The following is a 14,058-nucleotide window of genomic DNA, read 5'->3' as shown; positions in this document are numbered from 1 at the left end:
CTGGTTAGCGAGCGGGGCTGATCACGCGCTTGGTACGGTACAAGCGGTATCGGGAGGACTCCGTAGTCTCGGCAAACGCCGCATAGCGTGAAGTAAAGTCTGGGTCATTGAAGATCGCATTGAATTGGTCCTCGCTGTCCCAATGCGCGAGGTTGATGACCGTGTCGTTCTGCACACTCGTCAGAAGGCGAGATCCACGGAAGCCCTCGGCGGCACCGGCAACATAGTCGACCGCATCGCTGAGCAGGTCGATCGAGGCCTCAGGATCCTTAGTGAGCGCTACATTGATCAGTGTTACCGAATCGTCGTTCGCAGGGTTGGTGAACAAACCCGGGGCGAGGTACTTGGCATCGACGCTGGTGCGGTCGTAGGAAACGAGTCCTGCTCCTACCCACGGATCGGTCGCGATCAGCTCACAGACTTGTGCTTCTGACAGATTTGCCGTGACGATTAAGCCTCCCTGACCGGAAGGTTGCGGCCCCGCGATAATCACACGGCCAGCGTTAAGCTGCTCATGCAGCCACGCAACGTGGCCCTCTTTGTGGAGAGTCATGGTTTCGGGGTCCTGCAGGTAGGAAAGAGTCAGAATGTGCAGCATGGGATCCTCCGGATTGTTGAATGAATGCACACCTGACGTGCACATTCGCAAATGGGTATGGGGGCGAATTGGTTGGGGTTAGGACGTGTGGCTGACGCGTTGATTGAGAGATCGAAGGGCCTCGGAAGCCCCGTCGGCAATAAGCCGAACGATGTCACCGGCAGGCAGAATTTCTTTGACGATGTCGACGACCTCCCCAGCGAACATCGCTCGCTGGGTCACATCGTCATGGCCCGCGGCTGAAGCCCAGATCGGTTCGATTTCACGAGCGCGGGCGGCGAGTTCTTCATCCCGTCCGTGCCAGTCAACGGTGAAAGCATTGGCGATGGCTCGTGCCTGGTAAGCCGGACTCCACGGGATTTCTCGCACAATATCGAAGGCGCGAGTATTCATGGTGTCCGCAGTTGTTGCAGCGACTAACTGGTCTCGGAAACCTTTTGAGGTCAACGATTCAGAGCTCGCCGCGAAACGTGTTCCAACCATCACTCCATCGGCACCGAGTGCTAGGGCCGCCGCGAGTCCGCGGCCATCACCAATTCCCCCGGCGGCGATTACCGGCACGCGACCACCTACCAAGTCAGCGACTGCAGGAAGGAAGGGGAACGTAGCCCTATCTGCATGGTGTCCACCAGCTTCTGAGCCTTGAGCGATTATGCCGCTGGCTCCGACGTCCACAGCGAGCCGGGCTTGTTCTAGGTCGTGCACCTGCACGAACACATGGGCGCCACCCTCTCGACAAGTTTCGACGTAGCGAGTCGTCTGGTCGGCGTTGCCGAAAGACAGGGCAACTACCGGAGGCGCATAGCTCAGCACCTGTTCGAGAAGCCCCGGGCGTTCATCGAATGTGAACATGACCATGCCCGCACCCCAAACCCCGCCGTCTCTCGCTGCTTCCGGCAGGTGGGTCGAAATGAACTCTCCGTCTCCGTAACTCACACCGACCAAGCCGAGCCCGCCAGCCGCAGTCACTGCAGCTGCTAGCGCTCCACCCGAGACGCCCCCCATAGGAGCTGACACGATGGGATGAGTGATTCCCAGGAGTTCCGTCAATGCAGTCTTTATCACTTATGCCTCCGCCTCAGAATTCAGTGGGACGAACCGAGAGTGGCCATTTTTCTTTCAACCGGCAGTCAGAGCGTCATATGAAAAAGGTATTGGACAAGCAAAACAAAGGTCAAAGTAACAAAATCAGTGCCTGACATAGGCAAATGCAATAGCAGTCGCATGGGAAAAGCCAGCCCCATATATAGATACCTTCTTCGCCAGCAATGCAAGCATTGATTGCCAAACAAACTCGGGGTTGAGTAGGATCCGTGTCAACATTGGCGCTAGGTGCGTTGGTCAGTAGTCGATTTTCACGATTTTTTATGTCGATAACCTACATGAATTCAGGATAAATTGACTCAGTCAGACGCTAGATTTGTAGGTTTCATCAACGAGTGCCGACTACTGACCCACGCACCTAGGCGGGGTCTGGCTTGTCCTGAATGCATCTCAGGTCTATCGCAAACGATCGTCTGCGATAGAGTCGGCGCCGCCTCGCATAGTGAGGGCTTGGCCCGCGCTTTTCTCCAACAAAAGCCACCACGAAATCAAACCAACGAAACAGCTCGTCCGTTATGGGTTTTGTTAGACTACGTTGCATGGGACACAAAATTGGGTACGCCCGAGTAAGCACCACCGACCAGGATCCGCAGCTGCAACTCGACGCGTTGAACGCCGAAGGCTGCCTGAGAATCTACAAAGACACGGCGACCGGGACCAAAGCCGACCGTCCTCAGTGGATCCTATGCCTTGATAATCTCCACCCAGGAGACACCCTGCTTATCTGGAAAATCGACAGGCTCGGACGCAACCTGCGCGACCTCATCGACATCGTCACCACACTGGACGAACGCGGAGTCGGGGTGCAGTCATTGACCAACGGAATCGTGGACACCACCACTGCACACGGCAAGCTCGTCTTTGGCATGTTCGCGCTGATGGCCGAGTATGAAGCCGCGTTGATCCGTGAACGCACCCAAGCCGGGCTGATAGCTGCGCGGTCCAGGGGCCGCAAGGGCGGACGCAAACCGAAGATGACTCCCGATCTCATCGGCAAAGCCCAGCGTATGTACGATGCGAGGCAATTCACCATGGCCGAGATCGCCGCATCCTGCGCCGTGACACCCATGACCATCTACCGCAACATCCAGACCACCAAAACACGGCCGGAACATCCCTAGCGCTAACGGCTGCACGGATCCTACTCAACCCCCTAGTCACCAACCGTCCCTGCCCGCGCGGCGTGCTATGTCGCGGGACTTCTGCGTGACGTCAACCTCCACGGTGAGGTACGCCAGAACCGACGGCGGCTCATTGCCGGATGACGCCTTGGTAGTCAACCATGACCTGGATCGCTTCAATCGTCTTGCCGACTTTCAGGTTCTCCACCATCTTCTGACCGTCGAGGGAGAGGAACGCACGTAGGTGAAGTACTCGTCGAAGGCTGGGGCACCGTGGGCCTCGACAGCCTTCGGAACATGTCCCAGTCGAGTGCAGTTGAGAGGTGGTCGGCACCGTTGAGCACTGTGAGACCAATGAATGTAGAGAGCTTTGGGCCGAGTCCGGACCGTTGGTCGTTTCTGTAGATGTTGGCGATGATGCCGGTACCGTCCCAGGTGATGAGGTCGGCGAGGCCGAGGACCTTGATGGGGAGCGCCGTGTTTCTGCCGGTGACTTTGCCGATGCATTCGGCGAGTTCTGTCTCGTACTCTTTGGGGTTGATGACGCGGATGAATCCGTTGCCAAAGGTGCCGTAGCCGTACTGCTTCCAGAACTCGATGATCTCGTCGGAGACGCGGTCGTGGTACTCCTCGATGATCTCCGGCTCGACAGGTGCGTGCTGGACGAAGTCGGCAATCTCGAGCATGGCAACGATCCTAGGCTCCGTCAGCGGGGAGTCAGCCCAGGAATCTGGAGTCGTTGAGGTGGGGTGAAGGCGATCGGATCTGGCGTCCCGGCGTCGGCGAGGGCGTCGTCGACATACTTTCCCCAGATGCCGCGGATGATATGTGGTGAGTTTTTTGGCATCGCCATGGCGTTCTCGATGACCTCTTGCCATGAGCTTCCAGGTGCCTTGAGTGCGGTCGAGAGTCGAGCCACGTTGCCGGAGTACACCCCTTCTGCGTCTGCTCATCGAGTGCTCCGATGGCGTCGAGGACGTAAGTATCGAGCAGCCGCAGCATCGGCTTCCCCGCGTAGCGATCATTGACCTCAGTGATGCTCAGGCCACCCAAGGTCGGGCTCGGAGAGCGTCGACGCTGCCCCGAGGAACTCGCGCGCAATGGCGATTGCCTCCTCGCGGGAGGTGAGAGGTAGATCCCCGAGGTGCTCACCTCCCACTTCGGCTTGGCCGAGCGTCACCGTCGTACGACTGAACTCGACGTACCAATCTGTGCTGTCGCAGATGTCGACCACGCAATGCTCAGCGTCGTCAACTGCTGCCACGACATCGTCGAACATTTCGATGAAAGCCTCAACTGTGACGTCGTCGTCGAACTCCCGACCAAAGCGGTCGATGAACCAGATCCTGCGTTCTATGCGCATGGCTACTTCCTTCATTTTCAGATCACGGGCGATTACGCCCGAGGTGGCGGAACGGGGCCCAAGCCCGGGCCGCCGTCGACGTCGTGGCCGTAGAAGTACTTGTGGCCCGGCTGCCAGGCAAGCTGCGAGATGCGAATGACGTAGGCGATAAGCGCCTGGACGTCAACGGCGGTGAGCCTCTCCGTGTCGATCGCTGGGCAGAGGTCTCCTGTCCAGACCGACAGCAACGGAGCGTAGCCCACGTTCGAGAATGGCTTGCCTTGTTCGAGGGCTCCGGTAACAGAAGCGATCATTGAGTCGGTGATGGCCGTGATTTCGAACGGCTTTCCACGGAGCAGATACTGCGATCTCTGCCGTCCAAGGATGGTGTGAGCAGCGGCGGCGATCTCGTCTGGATCGTTAGTCTCGAAGACCGACTCGCTTGCGAGATCGAGGAGTGTGTCGAGGCTCGAATACGCTTGCTCCCACGTTTCGTGCAGCGTCGACTCCTCCTCGAGAATGGCGAGCAGTTGGGGGATGAAAGCACGGGCGAGGAGGTCGAGTCCCGACCCCGCGATGTGGAAGTATGCGCTGTCGTGAGTTTCCAGGAATGTCCAGAAACCTGTCCGTTCGAAGTCACTGTCTCGTCCGATGGCGGCACTCACGAAGAAGGCGTCAAGGGCGTCCCTCTCCTCCGCCGCTCCCTGCAGCGTGTCGAACACGGTCTGTCGATGCGTGAAATCGCCCATCTTGCATAGCTCAAGCGCGTCGCGGAACTGAGTCTCGGGGCCTGCGGTCGATACCTGAAGCGAGGCTAAGATCGCGTCGCGCTCCGAGCCAGGCTGTGCAGGACCAAACCAAGCCCCGCCTGACAGCTGAGCGCTGGGCGGAGCAGTGGCACTGGACGCGCTCACCGCAGTAGGCAAACTCGCGGAGGTCGTCGGCCTTCGAGCGGGCGACAGCGCTTCGAACGCTGGTTCCACCGATCGCAGGCCCGGACCGCCCTCGACGTCGTGACCATAGAAGTATTTATGTCCCGGCTTCCAGTCGAGCTGCGAGATGCGGGATACGTAGTCGGCGAGGCCCTGGACGTCAGCGGCGGTGAGGTGATGGTCGGTGAAGACCGGGCAGAGATCGCCCGTCCAGATGGACAGACAGGAAGCCGCGTCACGGTTTGAGAAGGGCTCGCCGCTCTCAAGTGCTCGCTCAGCGGAGGCGATCATCACGTTCATTGTGCCGGCGGCCTCGAAGCGTTTGCCGTTGATGATGTACTTCGGCTTCAGCCCGTCCAGGACGGCGAAGACCGCGTCGCCGATCTCGTCGTAGCTTGACTGTGCCGTGACCGACCCGCTTTCGAGGTCAAGGAGCGAATCGAGGCTCGCATACGCACGCCCCCATCGTTCGCGTGGTGTCGACTCATCCTTGAGCATCCGGAGGCACTCCGGGGCGATGTGGCGTGCGAGCATGACGGTGCCAAGACCTGCGAGGCGCTCGTGCACTTCATCGGCTGCGTGAGTGGTGAAGCTCCAGAAGCGATCCTTCTTGAAATCACGCTCTCGTCCAACCGCGGCGCCGGCGGCAAGTGCGTCTAGGGCCTCGAAGCTATCGCTCGTTGACTGCAGTGTGTCAAACACGAGCTGACGCTTCGAGAAATCACCCATCTTGCAGAACTCGATGCAACCCCTGAGAACCCCGTGGAACGACACCCGCCCCTCTTCGTGGAATCTCGCGTGAACGGCATCCTTCTCAGATAGCGCCTTTGGCGGTCCAAACCACACCCCGTCGAACAACTGGTCGCTTGTCATGACCGCAAGACCACGTACGGAGAGACCGCTCCGAGACCGCCCCTAGGACGCATCACTCGGACCACCAGATCGACTCGGCAACTGGTTCCACACCACCGACATTCACTTTGGACGCCACAACCTCGAACACGTCATTCTTCCGTTGCCTGATGAGCAACTGGTAGGTGCCAAGCTCCAACGGGATGCTTTGGTCCTTAGTTTCTGAGGCCAGCGACATCTCAGGATCATCCGTCGTCATGGTGAGCTGGCCGTACGTGAGCAGGCTGAGCGTTCCGGCGATCACCACCGCCCCCGAGGCCGCGAGGGCGCGTTGCACCGCACCGTCGATCACCCCAGGCCGGTACTTACGCCCGAGCAACGCCACCGTATCCATGGCACCACTGTACCGGTTTCAGGAGCACCGGACCTACGCGATGGCCGCGGTGAGCAGTGTCAGTCCAGAGGCCCGGTAGTTCTGCTGTTCGAAGGCACGGCCTCGGCCAAAATGCTGGCCAAATTCAAGGAATACAGAGTTCTTCAAAACCGCTACTACTAGTCGCAACCCCGCTACGTTTGGTCTTGTTCGTTGCTGAGAAAATGTGCAGACACATAATCGAGAATTCGACTGTCGGGCCCCAGCGCTTCGGCAGGGGAGGGGCGGTAACACTGGTTAGGAGCCAAAGCTCAGATGTCACAGTGGAGGGTCTCGGGCTAGATATACATCAGGAGACCATCGTGGAAGGGAGCGATTACGCTTGCAATTTCAACACCAGACCGCAGAATTGCGGGGAGTTGTCCCCATTGCGGGTCCTGAATAGACAATGCAATACTTTGCAAGTCTAGGTAAATCCATTCAATGGGGGAATTGTGCGTATCAATTATGTAGTGAAGATCAGCGGCCTTGCGGCGGCCGGATTGCTGGCCCTGACCGCCTGCAGCGGCGCAACAGCTGACTCGACGACGGGTGGTTCCGAATCATCGTCGGCCTCTTCACCGTCGACGTCCTCATCTGCGTCCGCTCCTGCCTCGGCATCCGCTTCAGCCTCGGCGGGAGCAGATACTTCCTCAGGTGCTTATAAGGTTGCCGCCTGGGCGCTGCCCATCACTGACACGGGCGACAAACTCGGCACTTTGAAGGGCGAGAGTTTTAGCGTAGACATCTACCAGGTAGCCACGGATGTCGCGTCTAAGGACAGCATGTTCGTGGACAAGGAAACTAATGAAAACCTGCTCAAGAAGGGCGAGCCTGTGGTGTACCTGAACTACGTGGTCACCAACACCTCATCGGCGGAGGTGCCTCTGAGCCACTCATTGATCACGCCAAAGGCCGAATACACGGACTGGAAATACCTTGGCGGCATGCCGTCAGACTCCAGCAGTGACGGGTTCAAGAAGCATGGGCTGAGCAGCTCCGGCGTGAAGTTGAAGGAAAAGGACCCATTCATCCTGAAGCCAGGTGAGTCCTTCAACATCGCTGAGAACTTTGCCTATACCGCCGGTAAGGAAACGCAGATCACGGCGACCATGACACCGCAAGACGCAACCGGAGATCTTGATCATGACAAGAAGGAAAAAGCGGAAACAACCGTCACACTGAAATAACTTGTGTCACCCTTGCCCCTGCCAGCTCTAGTGCTGGCAGGGGCAACCACAACTTCATTGCGATGCTGCCCTTTCCTAACGGTTATTCGCTAGCTCCGGATCAGCCAATAACCGTTAGAGAAAATGACGGATGGGCCGCTTGTGCGTGCTCGGAATATGAGGTCGATCGCACCGCGCTTCCTCGTAATGAGCGGAGTCGCAAGAGTAATTTCCAAACTTTAGATCGGCGAATCAGTGGAAAATTTTGGGCAAGATCCCCAGCACCAGCGCCCAGTGGGCGCGCCCGTAGACCCGGAGGCCCCTTCCCGTCTGGCTTCCCACGACATTGACATAGCGCCCGCCGGGGTCAAGATTGACGGCGTCCCGGTTGGCGAAATGACGGTTGCTAGGTTTACGCACTTCCTTGGTCAGCCTCGCGTGGTTGAGCCAGCTTTAAAAGAGTCCGATGCTCACGGAAACTTACCAAAGACTCGGGTGATTTGGGACACCTCGGGTGTGATGCTCTGCACCGAGCATGACCAGATGGAGCCCTGAACTCTCGAGCCTGTCCAGACGATTAATGACAAGCTGGTCGCCATCTCGGTTGGCAGAGGCAAGTGCCTTATCGAGCTCGGGCCGGCTGGCTTTGACGCCGCTGGCATGGTCGATGTTATTGTCAGGGCCCCCCCTTATGCCAGAGGGCGTCTACCGGATAGTCCGGGTACTGGACTGCGGCGGCTAGCATTCAAGCAACGATGACAGCGAGGATTCAGACATGGCACATGGCAAAGAAGGCGACAAATACGCACTCGTGCGCGAGTTCGAAGCCGCGATGGACCCCGAGGTCCTCCGCGAACTCCGGGAGCAGTCGGGTGGCATGTATTACTCCGGAACGGCTAACACGGATTCCACCGAGATCGACCTCATGGCGCTCCGCGTTGTCCTAGTAGGGAACGTCGATCTAGCGAGTAAATTTCTGCTTCACGTGGACGAACTCAGTGGCAGTGATTCATTGAGAGACGCACTGGCCTACTTTCATAGAATCTCGAACTTTTCCAACGTCCCCAACATGATTAAGGGCACCTACAAGGTGCCAGCGGGCGACCTCCTACACTCCGTGGCCCTAGATGTTCTGGACGATGCTCGTGCTACGAAGAGTTTCACTGATAGGTCGGATAAGGCGTCCTTCGAACGACCCCTTTTCGAGGCGTGGGCCCTGGCGGCGCTGGCCGCACGTGCCGACGAGCACTTTATCGATCGACTTGCCGATGCGTTGACGAGCGAATCTGCTCCCCAACGCATCCGCTGGCTCCGGGCCTCGCACAAGAAGTTCCGCGCAGCCTCCGACTGATGGTTCAGAGGCTGCTACCTAAACATCACTAGTTGTTGCGCGTCGCAGTGGATGACCATGGGTTGTCGTGTTGCCTGACAACGAGGCGTTTTCATCATCGTTTCCAGATTTGTCCCCTGACCTTCTTCGTCGGCGGCGTCAGGCTGACGACAGACCCTAGTTCTTGGATTTTTGGATCCAGATCTTAAAGACGAACGACCCGGTGCCAGCGGTGAACGGCCGAGTTCTACCAAGCGGGGCCCACTGACACGATGGAGAGCCTCCAAGGTGGGTGGTATCGGCTCATCTTGCTGAGCAGCACCATGTCAAATGGAGTCGTGGTGGTTCTTTGCTCACAGTACTCCCGCCCCCACCACGCCTGCTTTTTAGCGTCTGCGTGCCCCCAGGATGGTCCCTACGGAAATTCACGCTAAGAGGTTCAGTCCATGCCAGTGATTCTGGACGGCGTTACTGGCAGGAATCCCCGGGCAACGTTTTCTCCTCAATCTAGGCCCGATCGCTTCTAGAGGCAGTCCCCACAATTCCGTTGGAGAAGCTGGCTATTCGGCCAGAGGCTACTCGACAACCTTTGGCGAGGTCCCGCGGATTTTCCGTTTAGCTGCCGTGCTGAGCTTCATAGGCAAGTACACGCTCGCGCATGATGACTCGTCGAAAGCCACCACTTGCGAAGATCCGCTCCCGGACGGTTTTCTCGGACGTATTCTTGGGCATTTCGGGTCGGTCAAGATCCAGGCCGGGACGCGCGAAAATGACGTCGTAGTACGGCACCATTTCCGCATCATTCAATGTCGCCATGCGCAAGATCTGCAGCAGTGGCACCGCACCCCTTCGATCCGGGTGGTTGATGTCTGCACCACCGTCAATGAGTCGCTGAAGTACCGCAGCTTCGCCTTCGACCTCGTGGTCCCGCTGTCCCAGGAGCACGTTGATCGCGTTGTTGCCATTGCTAACGACAGTCGCATCGGCACCATCGTCGAGCAGGCGAATAGCCTTCACGACACGACTCGCAGCATCAGAGTGCGAGAGCGCGTCGAGCAGCAGAGACGTCGGAGCGGCACCGCTTCCTTCATACGCCGCGAGAAACTCGTCCGCCGTTCCCGCCATGGCGAGGTAAACCAGTGTCGTCATCAGGCATTTCCACCGCTCTATCATCTTGATGCCTAGTAGGCACCGTCGCGCGCATCAGTCTGCGCCTCTTCCTGAGTCTCCTCGTTCACTGTGCATCCGTCAACCGGCGAGAACGCAGGGAAGACGACATACATCCAGTTTCACCGCACAATCACCCTGCATATGAGAGACACGCCCTAGATCCACAGCTAGAGCTGGGTCCTGTTCGAGATGCGATAAACCCAAAGTGGGCTCAAAACAGATTGCTACTCTCATATCCCCTTAGCGTGAATTCCCGTACGGTTCGTCCTCAGACGCCGGTATGCCCCAGACCCTCACTTTCGAGTCTCATCCTCGGTGTTGTTAGTCGTGAGCTCAAGAGTGAGGAGGCGTTTAGTTGCTCGGGTTTGTGCGACGTAGAGGTCGCGGAGACCTGCTTCGTTTGCCGATTGGATCCCGTCCGGGTCGATGATGATTACGGTGTCGAATTCCAGGCCACGAGCGTCGGGTGCGGCGATGATTGTGGCTTCGGTCTCGCTGATTTCAGCATCCAGTGTGGCGGAGCGTTGTGCGGTGGCGATGACGCCGATTAGTTCTCCGGGATGTGTCGCCTGGGTGTGTGTGATCAGCTCGTTGAGCACGGAAGCGGTGTCTTCTTCAGCTACCGTGATGAGGGCGGGTTGTTCGCCGCGTCGAATGGAGCGGGAGAGTCGTTGTTCGGGAGCAATGCGGGCGAGTAAGGGCTTTGTCGCCTGCAGGATCTCCGCGGTGGTGCGGTAGTTAACGGTTAGAGTGTGATGCGCGAACCGTTCGTCAACGAAAGGTTCCAGTGCCTGACCCCAGGTACGGATGGTCGTCGTGGGACCGGCTTGGGCGAGGTCTCCCACAATGGTCATTGAGCGTTGCGGGCAGCGGCGCATCAGCATACGCCATTGCATCTCGGACAGCTGCTGGGCTTCGTCGATAACGATGTGCCCGTAAATGGTCTCGGGAAGGCCGTCGACGAGTGCGCGTGCTTCATCGAGCAGTGCAAGATCGGCGTTACTCCACCCCGTCTGGCCGGAACCAACCATGAGTGTCAGATCCTGCTCTGAGACGTCTGGAAGTGTGTGGGCGAGTGCAGCACGATCCCTGAGAAGACCCCGGACGGCTTCCTCTGCGCGAAGCCGTGGCCAGACTCGGGTCACAATCCGGTCGATACCTGAATCGTCGAGAAGTTCTTCACGGATCAGATCCCAATCGATGTCCAGACCATCCCCGGGCACGTCAGAGCCGTCGGAACTAACCGGCCTGCGATCCCCGGCGAACATGCGATCGAGGTCGATGCCCAGGAACTCTTTGATCTCTGCTTCGAAGTCTGAGAGTTCTGTTGAGGTCTGCTGTTCCAGTTCGTTCACCAGCTCATCAACGACGTGTTCGGTGAACAGTTCCCGTGCGGAGTTGTGTCCGAGGCCTCCCTGCAGTGCGCTGCGTCGCGCGGCGTCAACTCGGTCGGAATCCAGGACAACCGTCCCGTGCGCGGTCTGCAATTCGAGCGGTACGCCGTGGGGCTGACGGGCCTGTACCCAGCGTGCGAGCCCGTCCGCGAACTGCGCACAGCCTTTGAGGCGTGCGGGTTGGTCTGGCTCGGTATTCGTTGCCTCCACGCCGATAAGATCGGGCAGCGTCGCCAGCTGAACATCATTCTCACCGAGCGAGGGCAGTACGTCGGAGATGTAGGTGAGGAACCGTCTGTTCGGGCCGAACACGAGGACCCCTCGATCGGCGATCGGCGGGAACGCGTACAGCACGTACGCCGCGCGATGCAGGGCGACAATCGTCTTGCCCGTTCCTGGTCCGCCATCGACCACCATGATTCCTCGATGCGGTGACCTGACGATTTCGTCCTGTTCCGTCTGGAGAGTCGCCGCGGCCTCGCGCATCCGCCCCGTCCGTGCGCCCCTCAGCGCCGAGACGAGAGGGCCATCGCCGACGATGTCCTCGGAGGTCGGTGCTGTTCCGTCAAGGATCTCATCACTGACATCGAGGACCGTGCGATCACCTAAGCGCAGGTGGCGTCGTCGGCGCAAGCCCAATGGCGAGGCCATTGTGGCCGAGTAGAACGGCCGGGCGGCCTCAGCCCGCCAGTCCACGAGCAACAGCTCCCCCGCGTCCGTGCGCAGCCCGATTCGGCCAACATGCAACGATTGTCTCTGCTCGGCGTCATCGATGCGTCCGAAGCACAAGGACCTCTCTGCTGAACGAAGCTGGCGAATGTTCTCGGCCAACCGTGAGACTTCAAGGTCCCTGCCATAGTGGTTTTCCGGTCCTTCAACGGGCGTAGCCATCGCCCGCGCCTGGTCGGAGAGTCTCCCGCTCAGGTCTGTGTCAAGATGCTGGTACATCTCATCGATCGAACACTGTTCTTCTTCGATCTGCCTAGCTTTGCCAGTATCCACGTCCATGCGCATCGTTCTCCCTTATCCGGGGTCAACTATGCGGCGCAGATTAGGCAAAAACAACTTTGACTAGTCGGGAAAAATTTGGCCTTCCCGCAACTCTGAATCAAACGGAACTACAAGCGCACCGAGATTCAAATCGGCTAGAAAAACGGCATAATTCGCCGCCATTCACAACTTGGCGAACTGGTGACCATTTGCATTCAGACCACACCTGCGGCTAGCAACGGCAGATACATCGCTCTCCAAAACCTTAGCGTTGGATATTTTACTTTTTCACAAGCGACCCCTGAGTCGTCGCGCCACGGCCCCGGTGCCCTTTGTCGGTTTGGATCTGCTCGCACCCCGGGGACCGCCACTGCCGGCTGACCTGTAGGGCCTGGGACCTGAGAGTCTGATGCCCCGTAGAAGAAGCCACGACCTCACACAATTTTTCGCTGCCCCCGTGCGCAGTTTGTCCTGAAAGGACACCCCTCATGAAGCTCTCCTTCCGTCATGCCCAAAAAATTGGTGCACTCGCCACAGCCCTGGCCCTCGCCTCACTCCTGGCAGCAGAGCCGGCCCAGGCACATGATGCCTTGGCACCATCGAGCCCCAGTAACGGGGACACCGTGACCACCAACCCCGGCAAGGTGTCCATCACCTTGACCAAGGCACCGAACACCGAACTGCCCGACACCAGCCTGATCAAGGTCACCGCCCCAGACGGGCACGTCATCAGCACCGGAGAAGTCACCGCTGACGGCCCCACACTCAGCATCGCTGCAGACATCGACCACCCGGGCGAGCACACCGTGTAATGGCGCACCGTCTCCGCCGACGGACACCCCATCGACGGAAAATTCACCTTCACCTACGCAGAACCCGGCGCAGCCGCCTCAACGACAACACCGGCAGCCGAGTCGACAGATCAAGCAACAGTCGCCGTCACTGACGAAGGAAACGACATGACGATCCTGTGGCTGTTTGCTGGCGGTGTCGTCATCCTAGCTGGCATCGTTCTTGGCGCCTACCCTCTGGGACGAGGCAAGAAAGCAACAGCAGGCCACACCGACTAACCAGAGGGACGACGAATTCCAGGCACCCCATACTTCGGGGTTGCCGACACCAAGTAGGGCCGTAGAGACTTATCTCTACGGCCCTACTTGTCTCTGTTACGACTGGGTTGAAGCGTCCTTGATTTGAGGCCTCTGGGGCGCCAAGCAGGAGGACTTTTGGCCTGAGGAGTCCTCCCCAAGAGTCATCACATAACGACGGAACTTCAAGTGATGGACCTGCACCTTCGCCACTTTTTGCGCTGCCAGCTACAGATAAGCCGGCAGGATCGCGCGCTTGCTCTTGACCGACCCGCGGAACGTTGCCTTTTCTGCGGCCGTCTCGGAGCGGGCGTTGAAGGTGGCGAACTTCGTTTTGAGCTCCTTGGAGTATGACGGAGTGAGTGACCACCGGCCAGCCTCCAGCCGACGTACTGGCTCATCCTCACCCTTGGCAGACTCCAACACCACCGGAACCCGGTTCGTGGGCTTGATGTTCCATGCCGGCTCCGGCAGGTTGTCACCTGCTGCCATCACATCAAACATGCTCACCAGGTCGCCTACTGCCCGCGCAATTACGTATCGTCCACACATGACC

16 protein-coding genes and 1 pseudogene are annotated in these 14,058 nt (G+C 58.7%); 4 read left to right on the top strand and 13 right to left on the bottom strand.

All coding sequences use genetic code 11. The annotated features are described in order from the left end of the window. Window positions 1–4 precede the first annotated feature (4 nt). Together BLV41_RS21485 and BLV41_RS20425 are read right to left on the bottom strand one after the other, a co-directional pair. Window positions 5–598 (bottom strand): YciI family protein, encoded by a 594-nt coding sequence (locus BLV41_RS21485; protein WP_170835541.1) that lies wholly within the window; start codon window positions 596–598, stop codon window positions 5–7. A 78-nt stretch (window positions 599–676) separates the two neighbouring features. Further along, window positions 677–1,663, bottom strand: coding sequence for an NAD(P)H-dependent flavin oxidoreductase (locus BLV41_RS20425; protein ID WP_074713636.1), 987 nt, complete (start codon window positions 1,661–1,663; stop codon window positions 677–679). A gap of 578 nt (window positions 1,664–2,241) precedes the next feature. Between BLV41_RS20425 and BLV41_RS20420 the strand changes: the two genes are divergently transcribed. Then, on the top strand, window positions 2,242–2,823 hold the full coding sequence (locus BLV41_RS20420; protein ID WP_074713635.1) for a recombinase family protein: 582 nt from the start codon (window positions 2,242–2,244) through the stop codon (window positions 2,821–2,823). A gap of 36 nt (window positions 2,824–2,859) precedes the next feature. Here BLV41_RS20420 and BLV41_RS22890 read toward each other — a convergent pair whose 3' ends face one another. The 6 genes from BLV41_RS22890 to BLV41_RS20395 all read right to left on the bottom strand — a co-directional run bounded on the left by BLV41_RS22890 (window position 2,860) and on the right by BLV41_RS20395 (window position 6,343). Next, a complete protein-coding gene (locus BLV41_RS22890; RefSeq protein ID WP_280138652.1) occupies window positions 2,860–2,982 on the bottom strand; it encodes a hypothetical protein in 123 nt (40 codons plus the stop codon). Between the two features lie 17 nt (window positions 2,983–2,999). After that, window positions 3,000–3,509: a GAD-like domain-containing protein gene (locus BLV41_RS20415; RefSeq protein ID WP_244517054.1), complete on the bottom strand. Its 510-nt coding sequence runs from the start codon at window positions 3,507–3,509 to the stop codon at window positions 3,000–3,002. Between the two features lie 20 nt (window positions 3,510–3,529). Beyond that, window positions 3,530–3,742 carry a hypothetical protein gene (locus tag BLV41_RS20410; RefSeq protein WP_139244525.1) on the bottom strand — a complete coding sequence of 71 codons (213 nt, stop codon included), beginning with the start codon at window positions 3,740–3,742 and terminating at the stop codon, window positions 3,530–3,532. Between the two features lie 111 nt (window positions 3,743–3,853). Further along, window positions 3,854–4,186: a hypothetical protein gene (locus tag BLV41_RS20405; protein WP_074713631.1), complete on the bottom strand. Its 333-nt coding sequence runs from the start codon at window positions 4,184–4,186 to the stop codon at window positions 3,854–3,856. Window positions 4,187–4,218: 32 nt separating this feature from the next. Next, entirely contained in the window at window positions 4,219–5,970 is a 1,752-nt protein-coding gene (gene imm47, locus BLV41_RS20400) for an Imm47 family immunity protein (protein ID WP_074713629.1), read from the bottom strand. A gap of 52 nt (window positions 5,971–6,022) precedes the next feature. Further along, window positions 6,023–6,343, bottom strand: coding sequence for a hypothetical protein (locus tag BLV41_RS20395; protein WP_139244524.1), 321 nt, complete (start codon window positions 6,341–6,343; stop codon window positions 6,023–6,025). Window positions 6,344–6,816: 473 nt separating this feature from the next. On the opposite strand from BLV41_RS20395, the gene BLV41_RS20390 reads away from it, so the two are divergent. After that, on the top strand, window positions 6,817–7,551 hold the full coding sequence (locus BLV41_RS20390; protein ID WP_074713626.1) for a hypothetical protein: 735 nt from the start codon (window positions 6,817–6,819) through the stop codon (window positions 7,549–7,551). A gap of 459 nt (window positions 7,552–8,010) precedes the next feature. Here the strand turns inward: BLV41_RS20390 and BLV41_RS22885 are convergent, their stop codons facing one another. Beyond that, the gene (locus BLV41_RS22885; protein WP_425284303.1) at window positions 8,011–8,199 is read right to left on the bottom strand and encodes a recombinase family protein; all 189 of its coding nucleotides are present in this window, start codon (window positions 8,197–8,199) and stop codon (window positions 8,011–8,013) included. A 106-nt stretch (window positions 8,200–8,305) separates the two neighbouring features. Between BLV41_RS22885 and BLV41_RS20375 the strand changes: the two genes are divergently transcribed. Continuing rightward, a complete protein-coding gene (locus tag BLV41_RS20375; protein ID WP_074713624.1) occupies window positions 8,306–8,881 on the top strand; it encodes a hypothetical protein in 576 nt (191 codons plus the stop codon). A gap of 226 nt (window positions 8,882–9,107) precedes the next feature. On the opposite strand, the pseudogene BLV41_RS23115 reads toward BLV41_RS20375, so the two are convergent. From BLV41_RS23115 to BLV41_RS20360, 3 genes and pseudogenes are all read right to left on the bottom strand, one after another. Further along, window positions 9,108–9,194: pseudogene (locus BLV41_RS23115) on the bottom strand (hypothetical protein); the annotation flags it as partial. 281 nt (window positions 9,195–9,475) lie between these two features. Continuing rightward, entirely contained in the window at window positions 9,476–10,009 is a 534-nt protein-coding gene (locus BLV41_RS20365) for a hypothetical protein (protein ID WP_074713622.1), read from the bottom strand. A gap of 314 nt (window positions 10,010–10,323) precedes the next feature. Then, window positions 10,324–12,432 (bottom strand): HelD family protein, encoded by a 2,109-nt coding sequence (locus BLV41_RS20360; protein WP_083361052.1) that lies wholly within the window; start codon window positions 12,430–12,432, stop codon window positions 10,324–10,326. A gap of 470 nt (window positions 12,433–12,902) precedes the next feature. Here BLV41_RS20360 and BLV41_RS20350 point away from each other — a divergent pair, with 470 nt between their 5' ends. After that, a complete protein-coding gene (locus tag BLV41_RS20350) occupies window positions 12,903–13,226 on the top strand; it encodes a copper resistance protein CopC (protein WP_074713619.1) in 324 nt (107 codons plus the stop codon). 504 nt (window positions 13,227–13,730) lie between these two features. On the opposite strand, the gene BLV41_RS20345 is transcribed toward BLV41_RS20350, so the two are convergent. Continuing rightward, on the bottom strand, window positions 13,731–14,054 hold the full coding sequence (locus BLV41_RS20345) for an SOS response-associated peptidase (protein ID WP_074713618.1): 324 nt from the start codon (window positions 14,052–14,054) through the stop codon (window positions 13,731–13,733). Window positions 14,055–14,058 lie beyond the last annotated feature (4 nt).

Source organism: Arthrobacter alpinus (genome assembly GCF_900105965.1).
Classification (GTDB): Bacteria; Actinomycetota; Actinomycetes; order Actinomycetales; family Micrococcaceae; genus Specibacter; species Specibacter alpinus.
This window is presented reverse-complemented; position numbering and strand designations above follow the sequence as displayed.